Below are 15,621 nucleotides of genomic sequence, written 5' to 3'. Positions count from 1 at the left end.
CGTAGCTGCCATCGCTATTACCATGCCCATTGCTTTGGTTATTGCCAGCTACATGGGAGTTAACCCAGAGCTGATTCTCTATGGTGCCACTGCCATGGCGGGTATGCCCATGTTGCTATTAATCGGTGCTGCTCCCAATGCCATGGCTTACGAGTCCAGACAATTTACCACCGGCGAATTTTTCAAAACGGGTATTCCTGCCAGCGCTATGATTCTGTGCTTGCTGGTGCTCATGATCTTCACTTATTGGCCGATGATCGGGATGGCTGCTTTAATAAACTAAGTAAGCTAACAAGACGCAAAAAAGTTCTGAAACACCTGGTTTTCCAGGTGTTTCGGAATTCTCTTGTAGTTCCCCACGCTGCAAACGGCACCAGTAGGGGATGAAAACGGGTATGATGGGGAGTGATGTCCTCTGAAAGTGGCGCCTCCATCGCAGTCTAAAACCAAACGTGGTAAACACAATTATGAAGTGAACTTAGGAATTGTCTTAAGGGAGCTTAAAGAAAGTGCTCACTCTGACGGTGTAACCCTGCAGCAACTGGTGGATGCTTGTGGTGTCAGTAAACGCCATGTTTATCGTTACCTTAGGGAGTTGGAGGAAATGGGGGTTGCCATTGAACGCCCTCAGATTTTTCAACCAAGCATACCAGGTGGGGGTCGTTATAAATTAAAGATTAGCCAGGGTGAAGAGGTAATGGGTGAGACAATTATTCTAGTAACTTTAGGACAAATGATTAAACAATATGAGCTTTATCAACAGCAAATTATTTCTATTTATAAACTAATTATCACTAGTATGGCTGTGCGCTATGGTTTTAAACTGCCACTTAATTTCTTTTAAATAAAGCAATTCACTTTACGGAAAAAGTAAAAACACAGGTGTTGTGTCTTTTCAGTGTGCCTATTACTTGTCATATTAATAATGGCAGTCATTTTCTTACTTAAATTAAGACGGATTGATGATCTTCATTCTAAAACTCAACACAATGTGACAAAAAACGATTTTTAATTGCGCGATTATAGCTTCGGAGTTATAATAACATTTGGCAGAATTAAGTTATAATATCATAAATTTATTTAAAGAGGGGATGTATATGGAAGGAAATAGTCAAGTCATTTTAGCGAGTGTAGTATTTTTATTAACCTACGCCATTATTATCTCAGAAAAGATTCACAGAACGATTATCGCACTGGTTGGTGCGATGATTTTCATTATTGCTGGTATTTTAAACCAAGAGCAAGCCATTCATCATATTGATTTTAATACAATTGGTTTGTTAGTTGGTATGATGATTATTGTGGGAATTACCAGACAATCTGGCGTGTTTGAGTATTTAGCAGTTAAATCTGCCAAGTATAGTAAAGGGGAACCACTGGCTATTTTGGTAGCTTTATCCTTAATTACTGCCGTTTTATCTGCCCTATTGGACAATGTAACTACTGTGCTTTTGATTGTACCAGTTACCTTCTCCATAGCTAGATCATTGGAGATTAATCCCATGCCAATCCTGTTAGCAGAAATTTTGTCTTCAAATATTGGCGGTACATCTACTCTGATTGGTGACCCACCCAATATCATGATTGGTTCTGCTGTGGGCTTAGGCTTTATGGATTTTGTAGTTAATTTGCTTCCAGTTGTCATCGTAATCATGATCGTAACAATTTATTTATTAAAAATAATCTATCGAAATTCCTTTAGTGTGCGTGATGAACTCAAACAAAACATCATGAACATGAACGAAAAGGATGAAATTAAAGATCATAAACTGCTCAAGCAATCGCTTTTTGTGCTTGCTTTAACCATCGGCGGCTTTTTATTGCACCAGGCTTTACACTTAGAATCTGCCACCATTGCTTTGGCTGGGGCGGCTCTATTGCTATTGATAACCAGGCAAGAACCAGAACACGCCCTTGAGGCGGTGGAATGGCCTGTTATTTTCTTCTTTGCCGGACTGTTCATTCTAGTTGGTGGTCTGGTGGAAGTTGGCATTATTGAATGGATTGCAGCCAAGGCATTAGAAATAACGGGTGGGGAACTGCTTACCACAGGTATGTTAATCCTTTGGCTGTCTGCCATTGCTTCAGCCTTTGTGGATAACATTCCCTTTGTGGCAACCATGATTCCATTAATTCAGGATATGGGACGTTTAGGCGGCATGACTAACCTTGAACCACTCTGGTGGTGCCTGTCCCTTGGTGCCTGTCTGGGTGGGAATGGTACCATTATTGGAGCTTCTGCCAACGTGGTTGTTATTGGCATGGCTGAGAAACAAGGAATAAAATTCACCTTCCTAGGCTTTATGAAGGTAGCCTTTCCGTTAATGCTTGTATCCATTGTCATTTCTACTATTTACTTGTATTTCTTCTATCTTACTTAGTCTTAGTAGCCCGGTAAATTCTACCGGGCTATTATTTTTTTCACGATCGGATAGAATAAGATTTTAAGGATGATTTTATTAGAAAAATTAAGGCTCGCGTGGATTAGCGCGAGCCAAGATCTTCTAATAAAATCAGGGCAAATATAAATAAATGGAAGGGAGGAGAAGAAGTGGTTACTGCCGCTGCGCAAGATGTGAAAATTGAGGGAAAAAATATAAAACTTTCAAATTTAGATAAGCTAATCTGGCCGGAGGGCTTGACCAAAGCTCATTTGATAAAGTATTATACGGACATTGCGCCCTACCTACTCCCTTACATAAAAGACCGTCCCCTGGTTATGAAGAGGTATCCGAATGGTATTGAGGGAGATTTTTTTTATCAAAAAGAGTGTCCCGATTATGCCCCTGAATGGCTAAAAACAATACCCATTCGACATTCAGATAAAGTGGTTAATTACATTACCTGTGAGGATATTGCCACCTTGGTATGGTTGGCAAACCAGGGTTGCATCGAAATACATGCTTGGTTATCAAAATTAAATCAAATTGAATATCCGGATATGGCTATTCTAGATTTAGACCCCGGGGAACAAGCAAGCTTTCAGCATGTGCTGGAAGTGGCAGTGGTCATAAAAAAGGTTTTGGATCATTTAGAACTTCGAGGCTACCCTAAAACCTCCGGAGCTACGGGAATTCACATTTTTATTCCACTAAGGCCTGTATTCTCCTTTAGCCAAGTGACCAAGGCCATGGGTCTAATAGCCAAGGCTGTTGCTGATACATTTTCGGAAAGGGCTACCATTGAGAGAACCGTAGCCAAAAGAGATCCCCAAAAGGTCTACGTGGATTACTTACAAAATACGAGGGGCAAAAGTATGGCCTGGACTTACAGTTTACGACCCCTGCCAGGAGCTCCCGTATCCACACCCGTCATGTGGGAGGAAATTGAAAAGTTCAGCTTTCTGCCAGGTGATTTTAACTTGCATACGATTTTAAAGCGCCTGAAATATTTTGGGGACTTACATCATGATCTCGGTCAAAACCCCCAGGATATCTCCCACGTTTTAAAGTTGGTATAAAATAGCTGTCAGCCATCCGCTCTCAGCGAAGTCTTTTAATTATTGACCACGGCACAGGACTAGTTTTTTCATAAATGGTTTATGATGATGGCATGAAGGTTAAGATAAAATTGTTAATAAAAAACCTTGTTAATGGAAGGAAAACCCAGTTGCTATCCCGAAAGGGGTAGAAATCCGATAACTGGGGTGGGGATTTTGGAAAAACGTTTATACTGGGTTGGCTGGCAAATTCTTTTGCCGGGCAGCGGTCGCCGAGTCTGGGATATTATCAATCATTTTGGTTCCCCAGCCACAGCTTGGCAAGCTTCTGAAAAAGATTTACAAGAAATTTTGGGCAGCCAAGGTGCCAGGAAGCTAGTACAGCGAAGAAATACGATAAAGTTTGATAAACTGGGAAAATTGCTGGGTGAAATGAATGGTAAAGTAATAACCATAGAGGACGATAACTACCCTTATTTATTGAAGAGTATCCATGACCCTCCGCTAGCTATTTTCGTTAGGGGTAATTTACCAAGTATTCACGATGTTTGTTTAGCGATGGTTGGTTCCCGCAAACCCTCCCCCAATGGTTTAGTAATAACTGAAAAATTATCCAGTGAACTGGCAATGGAGGGTATTACGATTGTCAGCGGCTTGGCCAGGGGGATCGATAGTGCTGCCCATCGTGGGGCCCTAAACGGTAAAGGCGTTACCCTTGCTGTTCTGGGCTGTGGGCCAGATGTTGTCTACCCCAGGGAAAATGCCAGACTCATGCAACAAATTATAGAAAAGGGTGCCATTATTACAGAATTCCCACCTGGTACATTACCTCGGCCCTGGCACTTTCCCAGTCGGAACCGAATTATCAGTGGCTTAAGTAATGCTGTTTTAGTGGTAGAAGCTGCGGCAAAAAGCGGGGCCTTAATAACGGCCGACTTTGCCTTGGAGCAGGGCAGAGAGGTGATGGCGGTACCTGGTAATATCAACAACGCCAAGAGCATTGGTACGAATACATTAATCCAGCAGGGAGCAGCCCTAATCATAAATACATTGGACATTCTGAATGAGCTGGGCATGAAGCAAAAGTCCTCTTACCAGGCAGAGGATCGATTAAAAAGTGTTGATTTAACCGATAATGAAAGTAAAATTTTAGCAGTGTTATCGGAAATGCCGATAACACTGGAAAAAATTATAAGTTTAAGCATGTTATCCCCGAAAGAAGTCGCAGTGGCATTAACGTTATTGGAAATAAAAGGGTTGATTAAATGTCTATCAGGAAAAATGTATATTGATGCAAGATTATAGCAAAAAGAGTTCTAAAGCAATATGAATATTTATACAGTAAAAGTAGTAAGGGGTGGTAAAACCCCTACATCTGAGAGCAGTAGTAAATGGGGTGTACCAATTTGAGTAAAACATTAGTAATTGTTGAATCACCTGCTAAGGCAAAAAGCATTGGTAAATATTTAGGAAAAAACTATACCGTTAAGGCATCCATGGGTCATGTAAGGGATTTGCCAAAAAGTCAGACTGGTGTAGACGTGGAAAATGCTTTTTCTCCTAAATATATAACCATTCGCGGCAAAGGGGATATCATCAAAGAACTTCGGTCGGCTGTAAAAAAAGTTGATCGAGTATTGCTAGCTTCTGACCCGGATCGCGAGGGTGAGGCAATTGCTTGGCATTTAACGAAACTTCTGGGGTTAGATGAAGACAGCCCTTGTCGTATTGAGTTTAATGAAATAACTAAAAATGCAATTCAGGCTGCTGTTAAGCAACCACGTCCCATCGATGTAGATAGGGTTAACGCACAACAAGCTAGGAGAATACTGGACAGGTTAGTGGGTTATAATCTAAGCCCCCTTCTTTGGCGTAAGGTTAAAAAGGGGTTATCCGCAGGCAGAGTCCAGTCTGTGGCAGTGCGTTTGATCTGTGATCGAGAGGAAGAAATTCAAGCTTTTATACCGGAAGAATATTGGACCCTGACAGGTAAGTTTGTAAAATCCGGCAAATCCCCCTTTGAGGCCAAGCTTCATAAATATAAGGATAAAAAGATTGATATTTCGAACCAAGAAGCAATGGATAAAATCTTAAATGACCTAAAGGGGCAAGATTACCTTGTTACCAACATTGTCAAAAAGGAGAAACAGCGTAACTCCGCAGCACCTTTTACAACCAGTTCACTGCAGCAGGAGGCCTCAAGAAAACTAAATTTTACTTCACGCAAAACCATGGTAGTGGCTCAACAGCTTTATGAAGGTATTGAATTGGGGAAGGAAGGCCCAGTGGGATTGGTTACCTATATCCGTACCGATTCAACCCGTATATCTGAAACAGCCGTACAGGAAACCAAAGAATTTATTACCGAGCGTTTTGGACCGGCCTATGTCCCCAAGCAACCAAGGCAAACTTCGGCCAAGGGTAAGGTCCAGGATGCCCATGAGGCCATCAGGCCCACATCTGTCAATCGTAACCCTGAAAGTATGAAACAATTTCTGACAAATGATCAGTTTAAATTATATAAATTAATCTGGGCACGCTTCTTAGCCAGTCAAATGGCACCGGCTATTATGGATACCACTGCCATGGATATTGCCGCCGGGGATTATTTGTTTAGGGCTAACGGCTCCATTGTTAAATTTCCCGGCTTTATGCAGGTCTATATAGAGGGTAACGACGATGGCAGTAAGGAAGAAGAAAAAATTCTGCCAGACCTGAGCAAGGGAGATAAGGTAGTGGCTAAGTCCTTGTCCCCAAAACAACACTTTACACAACCGCCACCAAGGTACACCGATGCTACCCTGGTCAAGGTATTGGAAGAAAAAGGGATCGGACGCCCCAGTACCTATGCACCAATTGTTGAAACGATTCAAAGACGTGGTTATGTGGTAAGGGAAAGCAAGCAATTTTATCCCACAGAATTAGGGGTTATTGTTGTAGAACTATTGAAAAAACATTTTCCAGACATTATCAACATCGAGTTTACCGCTGAGTTGGAGGAAAAGCTTGACCAAATAGCTGAGGGAGAGCAACTGTGGAATGGTGTATTAAAGGATTTTTATGATCCCTTTGCCAAAACACTGGAGATGGCAGAGGAGGCCATCGGTAAAGTACAAGTGGCCGATGAAGTTTCCGATGAAATATGTGAGCAGTGTGGCAAGAACATGGTTATTAAACTTGGCCGCTTTGGAAAATTTCTTGCTTGCCCGGGTTTTCCTGAGTGTAGGAATACCAAACCTTTACTGGAACCAACCGGTGTAGGTTGTCCTAATTGCAAGGGTGAAATTGTACTAAGGCGCAGTAAAAAAGGAAGAAAATTTTATGGCTGCAGCAGTTATCCGGAGTGTGAATTTGTCACCTGGGATCTGCCTACCCAAGAGAAATGCCCCCACTGCAGTGGCATGATGGTGGAAAAGAAATCTAAGACCAAGGAAAATAAATTGTATTGTATCAATGAACATTGTCCCAGCAAAGGAGATACTGCCCTTGCCGATGCAACAGGGGAAAAAAAGAAACCAGCCAAGAAAACTAAGAAATAGAGCATTCGAAGTAATACAATAGGGGGCTTACTAAAAATGACAGCAAATAGGGTAACAATCATTGGAGCTGGTTTAGCAGGTTCCGAAGCAGCCTGGCAATTGGCCCAGAGGGACATTCCTGTGGATCTTTATGAAATGAGACCAGTGAAGTATACCCCGGCCCATCACACAGCCTATTTTTCTGAATTGGTATGTAGTAACTCTCTCCGGGCGGCGGCTGTGGAAAATGCAGTGGGCTTATTAAAAGAAGAGATGAGGAAGTTTAACTCCCTAATTATTTCTGCTGCAGATACCCATAAAGTTCCTGCCGGGGGTGCTTTGGCAGTTGACCGGGAGGGATTTTCCCAACATATTACCAAGGCTTTGGAAGAACATCGCCTAATAACGGTTCAACGTGAGGAAGTTACCAGACTACCTCAGGGTGGAATCACCATCGTGGCCTCTGGCCCACTTACTTCCGAGGCCTTATTCCAGGAAATTGCAAAGCTTACGGGTCAGCAGTATCTTTATTTTTATGATGCCGCAGCACCCATCGTAACCCTGGAATCCCTTGATATGACAAAGATTTTTCGGGCTTCACGCTATGGCAAGGGGGAAGAAGCTTATCTTAATTGTCCCATGAGTCGTGAAGAATACGATGTGTTTTATGATGCACTAATGCATGCAGAAAGGGCACCCCTGAAGGAGTTTGATAAACAGGTTCATTTTGAAGGCTGTATGCCGGTGGAAGTGCTAGCTGCCAGGGGCAAAGATACACTTCTCTATGGGCCATTAAAGCCAGTGGGGCTAACGGACCCAAGAACCGGCAAAAGACCCCACGGAGTGATTCAATTAAGGCAGGATAATGCGAATGGAACGCTCTTTAACCTGGTAGGTTTTCAAACCAATTTAAAATGGGGGGAACAAAAAAGGGTATTTAGTCTCATACCCGGTCTGGAAAATGCTGAGTTTGTTCGCTATGGGGTGATGCATAGGAATACCTATATAAATTCCCCTGCGCTTTTGGAACCAACTTTACAAATGAAAGACCACCCGGGAATATTTTTTGCGGGGCAAATAACAGGTGTGGAAGGTTATGTTGAATCGGCATCCGCTGGGCTAATCGCAGGAATAAATGCTGCTCGCCGGATAGAACAAAAGAATTTGGTAATATTCCCCAAGGAAACCGCCCATGGTGCCTTAATTAACTACATAACCACTGCCGCTGAGACAAATTTTCAACCCATGAATATTACCTTTGGACTTTTCCCGGAACTCCCGGTTCGCATTAAAGGAAAAAGGGAAAGAGGTCAAGCTCAGGCCCAAAGGGCCCTAAAAACGCTTGCGGAATGGTTAGAAGAAGAAAGAGTTTAAAATTTCCAAAAGGGATGACAATTTGAATTCAAATTGTCAAAAGGTAGTTGCAATTTTAAAAAGTCTTGTGATATATTTTATTATATTGCAAAATTCGACACCGAAATAATATGGGTAAGAAAAAATGTATAACTTGCTTGATAATTTCATTGATTATCTGAAGTTCCAGAAGAATTTTTCCATTCATACCATCGATGCCTACCAAAAGGATATATTTGATGGTTTAGACTATTTTTCGCTGGTACTAAAAAAACCCATCGAAAGGATGGATCCTTCGTTAATTAATGGTTCCTTAATAAGAGGATTTTTAGCATATCTGAAACAAAAAGAATTAAGTAGGGCAACCGTGGCAAGAAAACTTGCCTCATGGCGGGCATTTTTTCGGTTTTTAGCAAATGACAGGTTGCTTGTAAGCAATCCGATGCTTAGGGTTGCCAATCCTAAGAAAGAAAAAAAACTACCCATATTTTTGTATCAGGAAGAAACTGAAAAATTGGTTGAGGCACCGGATCATTCGCCACTGGGAATTAGGGATAGGGCAATCTTAGAATTACTCTATGCCAGTGGCATACGTGTATCAGAACTGGTGGCCTTAGATCTTGACCAGCTTGACCTGATCAGGGGATATATCAGGGTCCTGGGAAAAGGAGCCAAGGAACGGATCGTACCAATTCATGATCGATCCATGGCAGCTATAGAAGAATATTTGAAAACTGTACGGGGGTCGCTGGTCAAGAAGAACTGTCAAGCGGTTTTTCTTAACTACCAAGGTTCCCGCTTAAGTGATAGGAGCATACGTAAAATCATTGATAAATATTGCCAGCAGGAGAAAATAAAATTAAAAGTGAGCCCCCACAAAATTCGTCATTCCTTTGCTACTCATTTGCTGGATAATGGGGCAGATTTACGTACTGTTCAGGAATTACTAGGTCATGTTTCTTTGTCATCAACCCAGATTTATACCCATGTAACCAGACAGAAATTGAAAAAGGTTTATAAAATGAGTCACCCTAGGGCTTAGACTGATAACGAGGAAGTGATGCTTATGTTCCATGCAACTACCATTGTAGCGGTAAAAAAGGGTGCAAAGGTTGCCATAGCCGGCGATGGTCAAGTTACTTTTGGGCAAAATACCATCATGAAACATACTGCCAAAAAGGTAAGACGGCTTCATAATGGTCAAGTTTTAGCCGGCTTTGCTGGATCAGTGGCAGATGCCTTTACGCTGTTTGAAAAATTTGAAGGTAAGCTGGAAGAATATCATGGTAATTTAATGAGAGCGGCGGTTGAATTGGCCAAGGCCTGGCGTACAGACAAATACTTGCGATCCCTGGAGGCGATGCTGATTGTAGCCAACCAGGAAAATCTATTGGTTTTGTCAGGCAATGGCGAGGTCATAGAACCGGATGAAGGCGTCACAGCCATCGGCTCTGGGGGTCCCTATGCTTTGGCTGCCGCCAGGGCCTTGACAAAACATACAAATCTTTCACCCAGGGAAATTGCTTATGAGGCATTAAGCTTAGCCGCAGATATTTGTGTTTATACTAATAAAAATATCACTGTGGAGGAAATTTAAAATAAGGGTATTAAAGGAGTGAAGCCAATGGCAGCCCTGACACCTAGGGAGATAGTGGCAGAGCTTGATAAATATATTGTAGGTCAAGAGAACGCCAAAAAAGCAGTGGCAGTGGCTTTACGAAACAGGTATCGCCGCAGTAAATTATCAGAAGAATTGATTGATGAGGTTGTACCGAAGAACATTTTGATGATTGGCCCAACAGGGGTAGGTAAAACCGAAATAGCCCGTCGATTAGCAAAGTTAGTCAAAGCACCCTTTGTTAAGATTGAGGCAACCAAATTTACAGAAGTTGGCTATGTGGGACGGGACGTAGAATCCATGATCAGGGATTTGGTCGAAACGTCCATTCGCATGATTAAGCAGGAAAGAATGGAAAAAGTAGAAGAACGGGCCAAAGGATTGGCTGAAGAAAAAATAATTGAACTTTTGGCTCCTTACCCTAATCGGCCGGCACAAACCAAAAACCCTTTTGAAATGCTTTTTGGCGGTGTGCAGGAAGATAAACCAGAGGATAAGTCCTGGGAACAGCAGCATAGCAGAATTCGGTTTGAAAGGGAAACGCTAAAGGAGAAAATGTCCCGGGGCGAGCTGGAAAATGAGTATTTGGAAATTGAAGTAGAAGATCAAAGCACGCCCATGCTTGAGGTTTTTACAAATAGCGGTGTGGAAGAGATGGGCGTCAACATGCAGGATGTTCTGGGCAGTATCTTTCCCAGAAAAAAACGCAAGCGTAAAGTTACTGTACGGGAAGCCCGTAAAATATTAACCCAACAGGAAGCCCAGAAATTAATTGACATGGAGGAGCTAACCACACAAGCTGTCAAGCGGGCTGAGGATAATGGGATTATATTTTTGGATGAGATTGATAAAATTGCCACAAAGGAAGGAATTTCCGGTGGGGCAGATGTATCAAGGGGTGGCGTACAAAGGGATATTCTGCCAATTGTTGAAGGCTCCACCGTTATGACCAAATATGGCCCGGTAAAAACAGATCATATCCTATTTATAGCTGCCGGTGCCTTTCATGTCACAAAACCATCTGACTTGATCCCAGAATTACAGGGACGTTTTCCAATCAGAGTAGAGTTGGAGAGTTTAAGCCGCAATAATTTTGTGCAGATTTTAACTGAACCGCAAAACTCTTTAATAAAGCAATATACAGAACTCTTAGCAACTGAAGAGCTTAAAATTGAATTTTCAAAAAATTCACTTGAAGAAATTGCGGATATTGCTTATACTGTAAATGAACAAAACGAAAACATAGGCGCAAGGCGGCTGCACACCATTTTAGAAAAACTTCTGGAGGATATTTCCTTTGAGGCTCCGGAACTAAAAGGGCAGTCACTCACTATAGACAGTGAATATGTTCGTGAGAAGCTAAAAGACATTGTAACAAATCGTGATCTTAGTCGTTATATTCTTTAAAATTTAGGGAGAGTGACAGAATGAGAACTTTATTAGAAAGAACAAGAACAATCAATAAATTATTACAAAAATCTGCTGGTTACCCCGTGGATTTTGGTGAAATAGCAGAGGTGCTTTCTGAAAACATTGAGGCAAACTGTTATATCATTGACCGTCGTGGCAGAGCACTGGGTCATAAATTTATGCCCCAATTTGCCTGTGATATCATGAAGGATATTGTTGAAGGCTCTAAACGTTTTCCTGAGGAATACAATGAGGGATTACTTGCTATCAATGAAACCCATGCTAACTTCTGCCAAACCTATGATGCTTGTGTATTCTTCCAAGAAGAAAAATGCAAAGGCCAAAACAAAGTAACCACGGTAGTTCCCATTGTCGGGGCTGGTTCCCGTCTAGGAACTCTTGTGCTGGCTAAGTTTGACAAAAATTTCACTGATGAAGATTTAATTCTTGCTGAATATGGTGCCACGGTTGTTGCCATGGAGGTTCTGCGGGCCAGAGCCGGCAGAATGGAAGAAGAAGCAAGGAAAAAAGCAGCGGTACAAATTGCCCTGGGCACACTTTCTTACTCCGAACTGGATGCAGTACAGCATATCTTTGAGCAATTAGAAGGTGACGAAGGGGTTTTGGTGGCCAGTAAAATTGCTGACAGAGTGGGTATCACTCGATCCGTTATCGTCAACGCCCTACGTAAATTTGAAAGTGCCGGTGTAATAGAGTCAAAATCCCTGGGTATGAAGGGAACCTATATTCGGGTGTTGAATGATCGTTTAATAGAGGAATTGCAAAGATTAAAGCATAACTAGGGATTCGTCATTAAACAAACAAGCCACAGTATAAAAAACTGTGGCTTTTCTCTTGCGTTGGTTGTCGCATTATGCTAAAATATCCCTTGGTGTTGAGTACACACGTTATCTGATTTGTGCAAGGTTGCCTTGATGAAGGTCTTGCCGGAGATGAGGATAACGGAGGATTAAAAACAATTGAGGGAGGAGGTGTAACTAGCTATGGCAGTTATCTCCATGAAACAACTACTGGAAGCAGGCGTTCATTTTGGACACCAGACCCGTCGCTGGAACCCCAAGATGGCACCTTATATCTTCACTGATCGTAACGGTATTTACATTATTGATCTGCAGAAAACCGTTAAGAAAGTGGAAGAATGCTACGATTTTGTTAAACAACTGGCTGCGGATGCTGGTACTTTACTGTTTGTAGGTACTAAAAAGCAAGCCCAGGAAGCTGTTAAAGAAGAAGCCGAACGTTGCGAAATGTTCTTTGTAAATCAGCGTTGGTTGGGTGGTATGTTAACAAACTTCCAAACCATACGTAATCGTATTGATCGATTACATGAACTTGAGCGCATGGAAGAGGATGGAACCTTTGAGGTTCTGCCCAAAAAAGAAGTTTCTCAACTTCTGCATGAAAAAGAGAAACTGGATAAATTCCTTGGTGGAATCAAAAACATGCGTCGCCTGCCTGGGGCACTTTTCGTAATTGATCCCCGGAAGGAGCGCATTGCAGTGGCTGAGGCTCGTAAACTTGGCATTCCCATTGTAGCCATTGTTGATACAAACTGCGATCCTGACGAAGTAGATTACGTAATTCCCGGTAACGATGACGCTATTCGGGCAGTAAAACTGCTTACCGGTAAGATTGCCGATGCAGTTTTGGAAGGCAAGCAGGGCGAACAAGTCGCAGAATAGTATGTTAGGTAGAGGGCGTCTTGCTAGTACGGGAGTCCTCTACCTTTTTTTATACTTTATTAAAATGTATAAATCATTAATTTGATGAAAATATAAGAACAACCAAGGCAAAATCATGCCAATGTTTGTCAGAGAAAAGATATGGTTATAATACCACAAGATTACCTAGTGGGTTAAAAAAGGGGGATTTTGATCATGGCAGAGATTTCTGCAAGCATGGTTAAAGAGTTAAGAGAGCGTACCGGCGCTGGTATGATGGACTGTAAAAAAGCCTTAACTGAAGTGGCTGGAGATATGGAAAAGGCCATTGAATTTTTGCGGGAAAAGGGACTTGCCGCTGCTGCTAAGAAGGCTGGCAGAATCGCAGCAGAAGGTATGATTGAAGCTTACATACATGGTGGCGGACGTATTGGTGTTTTAGTGGAAATCAACTGTGAAACAGACTTTGTTGCCAAAAACGAAGATTTTCGCAACTTAGCCAGAGATATTGCTATGCAAATCGCTGCTGCTAAGCCAGAGTATGTTCGTCGTGAAGAAGTTTCTTCCGAAAAGATTGAAAAAGAAAAAGAAATTTTAAAAGCCCAGGCATTAAATGAAGGTAAACCAGAAAAAATTGTTGAGAAAATGGTTGAAGGGCGTATCGAAAAATACTTTAAAGAAGTATGTTTGCTTGAACAGCCCTTTATTAAAGATTCTGATAAAACCGTGCAGCATGTAATTAATGAGGTTGTATCCAAGATCGGTGAAAAAATTGACGTTCGTCGCTTTAGTCGTTATGAAGTGGGAGAAGGTTTAGAAAAACGCCAAGATGATTTTGCGGCTGAGGTTGCTGCACAAATTAAGGCATAATTTCTCATTTTCTAAATTGATTAAAGGATTTTTATAAGTATTGTAGAATAACAGAACTACCAGACTGGAGGACACCCTTAATGGTAACTCCCAAGTTTAGGCGGGTCATCCTTAAGCTAAGTGGTGAAGCGTTAGCCGGACAAAAGGGATACGGTATTGACCCCGAGGTTGTTCACTCAATAGCCAGCCAGATAAAGGATGTAAGTGAATATAGAGTGCAACTGGCTATTGTAGTTGGCGGCGGCAATATTTGGCGAGGAATTTCTGGCAGCACGAAGGGTATGGATCGGGCAACGGCTGATTATATGGGTATGTTAGCCACAGTCATCAATTCACTGGCCTTGCAAGATGCTTTGGAAAAGATAGGGGTTGACACTCGTGTGCAAACCTCCTTTGAAATGAGAACAGTGGCGGAAACTTACATTCGCCGTCGGGCCATCCGGCATATGGAAAAGGGTAGAGTGGTCATCTTTGCTGCGGGAACGGGTAACCCCTATTTTTCAACGGATACCACCGCTGCCTTACGTGCCGCAGAAATTGAAGCAGAAATTATTTTGATGGCTAAACAAGTGGATGGGGTTTATGAGGCGGATCCTTTAAAACATCCTGATGCTAAGAAGTTTGACGAGCTAACCTATATTGAGGTTCTCAACCGTGGCTTACAGGTAATGGATTCAACAGCCGTATCACTTTGCATGGATAATAAAATCCCGCTGTTGGTTTTTGACTTAAATGCCAAGGAAAACATTAAGAAGGCAGTTCTAGGAGAACGGATAGGTACTTTTGTTGGGGGGTAAATAAATGGTTAAGGAAATTATCTCTTCTGCGGAAGGTAATATGAAGAAGAGTGTAGATGTTGTACGTAAGGAATTCGGTTCATTGCGTGCAGGTCGGGCAACCCCTTCTCTGTTGGATAAGATTTCTGTGTCATATTATGGAACTCCTACCCCGATAAACCAGCTTGCAAATATTTCAGTTCCAGAAGCACGCATGCTTGTTATTCAGCCTTGGGATAAAAGCGCTATTCCTGAAATTGAAAAAGCCCTTATGAAATCAGATATTGGCATCACACCTTCCAGCGATGGAACAGTAATTCGCTTGGCAGTACCTCAGCTAACCCAGGAACGTCGTAAAGAGTTGGTTAAGATTATCAAGAAAAAAGCGGAAGAGGGGCGCGTAGCTGTTCGTAATATTCGTCGGGATGCCAATGAATCCCTCAAGGCAAAACAAAAAAATGGTGCTCCTGAAGATGAAGTAAAAAGAGGGCAGGATGATTTGCAAAAACTAACAGACAAATATGTTAAAGAAATAGATGAAACAGTAAAAGCCAAAGAGCAGGAGATTATGCAAGTTTAGTATGCTGCCGGATATACTGGGTTATAAGTTAAGCAAAGCACTACCCCTTCTTAGAGAAGCTGGGTATATGGCAACGGTTGTTATCACCAAACCGACTAGAAATTTTCCTGATGGGTGTAAACGTGTGGTTAAAACAGAAGTTAAAGACACCAAACACGTGGTGTTAACAGTGGTATGTGAGGAGAAGGGAGGTATACACGATGGCCTATAAAATCACCGATGAGTGTATGGCTTGTGGAACCTGCTTGGATTCCTGTCCGCACAATGCCATTGAGGAAGGGGAAATTTTTAGAATTACCATGGCCTGTGAGGATTGTGGTACATGCTTGGACATTTGCCCTACCGGAGCCATTATTGAAGAGTAATTTTCATAAA

16 protein-coding genes and 1 pseudogene are annotated in these 15,621 nt (G+C 42.1%); all 17 read left to right on the top strand.

Annotation, left to right across the window (positions count from 1 at the left end; genetic code table 11):
- Positions 1-283, top strand: a pseudogene (locus AC1U9Z_RS03955) (SLC13 family permease); the annotation flags it as partial.
- A gap of 138 nt (positions 284-421) precedes the next feature.
- Positions 422-844, top strand: a complete 423-nt coding sequence (locus tag AC1U9Z_RS03950) for an HTH domain-containing protein (RefSeq protein WP_333530391.1) — start codon at positions 422-424, stop codon at positions 842-844.
- A 253-nt stretch (positions 845-1,097) separates the two neighbouring features.
- Positions 1,098-2,381 carry an ArsB/NhaD family transporter gene (locus tag AC1U9Z_RS03945; protein ID WP_479955797.1) on the top strand — a complete coding sequence of 428 codons (1,284 nt, stop codon included), beginning with the start codon at positions 1,098-1,100 and terminating at the stop codon, positions 2,379-2,381.
- Between the two features lie 170 nt (positions 2,382-2,551).
- On the top strand, positions 2,552-3,460 hold the full coding sequence (gene ligD / locus AC1U9Z_RS03940; protein ID WP_479955795.1) for a non-homologous end-joining DNA ligase: 909 nt from the start codon (positions 2,552-2,554) through the stop codon (positions 3,458-3,460).
- A 186-nt stretch (positions 3,461-3,646) separates the two neighbouring features.
- Entirely contained in the window at positions 3,647-4,744 is a 1,098-nt protein-coding gene (dprA, locus tag AC1U9Z_RS03935; RefSeq protein WP_479955793.1) for a DNA-processing protein DprA, read from the top strand.
- A 101-nt stretch (positions 4,745-4,845) separates the two neighbouring features.
- Complete coding sequence (gene topA / locus AC1U9Z_RS03930) at positions 4,846-6,978, top strand: type I DNA topoisomerase (protein WP_479955792.1); 2,133 nt, start codon at positions 4,846-4,848, stop codon at positions 6,976-6,978.
- Between the two features lie 36 nt (positions 6,979-7,014).
- Complete coding sequence (gene trmFO / locus AC1U9Z_RS03925) at positions 7,015-8,331, top strand: methylenetetrahydrofolate--tRNA-(uracil(54)-C(5))-methyltransferase (FADH(2)-oxidizing) TrmFO (protein ID WP_479955791.1); 1,317 nt, start codon at positions 7,015-7,017, stop codon at positions 8,329-8,331.
- Positions 8,332-8,455: 124 nt separating this feature from the next.
- Positions 8,456-9,352 carry a tyrosine recombinase XerC gene (gene xerC, locus AC1U9Z_RS03920; protein ID WP_479955790.1) on the top strand — a complete coding sequence of 299 codons (897 nt, stop codon included), beginning with the start codon at positions 8,456-8,458 and terminating at the stop codon, positions 9,350-9,352.
- Positions 9,353-9,376: 24 nt separating this feature from the next.
- A complete protein-coding gene (hslV, locus tag AC1U9Z_RS03915) occupies positions 9,377-9,907 on the top strand; it encodes an ATP-dependent protease subunit HslV (RefSeq protein ID WP_479955789.1) in 531 nt (176 codons plus the stop codon).
- 27 nt (positions 9,908-9,934) lie between these two features.
- A complete protein-coding gene (gene hslU, locus AC1U9Z_RS03910; RefSeq protein ID WP_333530398.1) occupies positions 9,935-11,335 on the top strand; it encodes an ATP-dependent protease ATPase subunit HslU in 1,401 nt (466 codons plus the stop codon).
- Between the two features lie 20 nt (positions 11,336-11,355).
- Positions 11,356-12,141: a GTP-sensing pleiotropic transcriptional regulator CodY gene (gene codY / locus AC1U9Z_RS03905; protein ID WP_333530399.1), complete on the top strand. Its 786-nt coding sequence runs from the start codon at positions 11,356-11,358 to the stop codon at positions 12,139-12,141.
- A gap of 201 nt (positions 12,142-12,342) precedes the next feature.
- Positions 12,343-13,041 (top strand): 30S ribosomal protein S2, encoded by a 699-nt coding sequence (gene rpsB / locus AC1U9Z_RS03900; protein WP_333530400.1) that lies wholly within the window; start codon positions 12,343-12,345, stop codon positions 13,039-13,041.
- A 195-nt stretch (positions 13,042-13,236) separates the two neighbouring features.
- Positions 13,237-13,890 carry a translation elongation factor Ts gene (gene tsf, locus AC1U9Z_RS03895; RefSeq protein WP_479955788.1) on the top strand — a complete coding sequence of 218 codons (654 nt, stop codon included), beginning with the start codon at positions 13,237-13,239 and terminating at the stop codon, positions 13,888-13,890.
- A gap of 80 nt (positions 13,891-13,970) precedes the next feature.
- Positions 13,971-14,687: a UMP kinase gene (pyrH, locus tag AC1U9Z_RS03890; RefSeq protein ID WP_333530402.1), complete on the top strand. Its 717-nt coding sequence runs from the start codon at positions 13,971-13,973 to the stop codon at positions 14,685-14,687.
- A 4-nt stretch (positions 14,688-14,691) separates the two neighbouring features.
- A complete protein-coding gene (frr, locus tag AC1U9Z_RS03885; RefSeq protein ID WP_333530403.1) occupies positions 14,692-15,246 on the top strand; it encodes a ribosome recycling factor in 555 nt (184 codons plus the stop codon).
- Between the two features lies 1 nt (position 15,247).
- Entirely contained in the window at positions 15,248-15,457 is a 210-nt protein-coding gene (locus AC1U9Z_RS03880; RefSeq protein ID WP_479955787.1) for a PASTA domain-containing protein, read from the top strand.
- Positions 15,447-15,611 carry a 4Fe-4S binding protein gene (locus AC1U9Z_RS03875; RefSeq protein WP_333530405.1) on the top strand — a complete coding sequence of 55 codons (165 nt, stop codon included), beginning with the start codon at positions 15,447-15,449 and terminating at the stop codon, positions 15,609-15,611. Before AC1U9Z_RS03880 ends, AC1U9Z_RS03875 begins: the two co-directional genes overlap by 11 nt.
- Positions 15,612-15,621 lie beyond the last annotated feature (10 nt).

The organism is Desulfotomaculum sp. (genome assembly GCF_982386235.1).
This window is presented reverse-complemented; position numbering and strand designations above follow the sequence as displayed.

What these genes read in the sequence shown, in the direction of transcription:
- AC1U9Z_RS03945 (WP_479955797.1), top strand. Translation starts at nt 1,098, where the DNA reads ATGGAAGGAAATAGTCAAGTCATTTTAGCGAGTGTAGTATTTTTATTA.
- trmFO (WP_479955791.1), top strand. Translation starts at nt 7,015, where the DNA reads ATGACAGCAAATAGGGTAACAATCATTGGAGCTGGTTTAGCAGGTTCC.
- xerC (WP_479955790.1), top strand. Translation starts at nt 8,456, where the DNA reads ATGTATAACTTGCTTGATAATTTCATTGATTATCTGAAGTTCCAGAAG.
- hslV (WP_479955789.1), top strand. Translation starts at nt 9,377, where the DNA reads ATGTTCCATGCAACTACCATTGTAGCGGTAAAAAAGGGTGCAAAGGTT.
- hslU (WP_333530398.1), top strand. Translation starts at nt 9,935, where the DNA reads ATGGCAGCCCTGACACCTAGGGAGATAGTGGCAGAGCTTGATAAATAT.
- codY (WP_333530399.1), top strand. Translation starts at nt 11,356, where the DNA reads ATGAGAACTTTATTAGAAAGAACAAGAACAATCAATAAATTATTACAA.
- rpsB (WP_333530400.1), top strand. Translation starts at nt 12,343, where the DNA reads ATGGCAGTTATCTCCATGAAACAACTACTGGAAGCAGGCGTTCATTTT.
- tsf (WP_479955788.1), top strand. Translation starts at nt 13,237, where the DNA reads ATGGCAGAGATTTCTGCAAGCATGGTTAAAGAGTTAAGAGAGCGTACC.
- pyrH (WP_333530402.1), top strand. Translation starts at nt 13,971, where the DNA reads ATGGTAACTCCCAAGTTTAGGCGGGTCATCCTTAAGCTAAGTGGTGAA.
- frr (WP_333530403.1), top strand. Translation starts at nt 14,692, where the DNA reads ATGGTTAAGGAAATTATCTCTTCTGCGGAAGGTAATATGAAGAAGAGT.
- AC1U9Z_RS03880 (WP_479955787.1), top strand. Translation starts at nt 15,248, where the DNA reads ATGCTGCCGGATATACTGGGTTATAAGTTAAGCAAAGCACTACCCCTT.
- AC1U9Z_RS03875 (WP_333530405.1), top strand. Translation starts at nt 15,447, where the DNA reads ATGGCCTATAAAATCACCGATGAGTGTATGGCTTGTGGAACCTGCTTG.